Genomic DNA, 476 nt, shown 5'->3' with positions numbered 1-476 from the left:
GATGGCAATGCTAGGCATTTGGTACCACAGTTTCTTTGGCGCCGACTCACATGCCGTAATGCCTTATGATCAGTATCTGAGCTTTCTTCCTGATCACCTCCAGCAATTAGATATGGAGAGTAACGGCAAACACGTATCTACAAAAGGTAAAGCTCTTACTTACCATACAGGCCCTATAATATGGGGGGGTACTGGAACTAACGGCCAACATGCTTTCCACCAGTTATTGCATCAGGGCACTAAACTAATCCCATGTGACTTCATTGCTACGCTTGATACGCATCACCCATCAGGCTCTCATCATAAGATGTTATTGGCTAACTGCCTGAGCCAAACTCAAGCCTTGATGCAGGGGCGTAGTGAAAGGCAGGCTTTTCAAGAATTATTAAATAGGGGTTACGACGAACCCAAAGCCAAACTCATAGCCAAGCATATGGAGCACAAAGGTAATCAACCCAGTAATACCTTTCTTATTG

1 pseudogene is annotated in these 476 nt (G+C 44.7%); it reads left to right on the top strand.

Going from position 1 to position 476, the window contains the following annotated elements:
• Nucleotides 1-476, top strand: a pseudogene (locus A3766_RS08910) (glucose-6-phosphate isomerase); the annotation flags it as partial.

The sequence above is a fragment of the Oleiphilus sp. HI0132 genome (assembly GCF_001635845.1).
The sequence above is the reverse complement of the archived record's forward strand: the minus strand, read 5'-3'. Positions and strand labels throughout refer to the sequence as shown.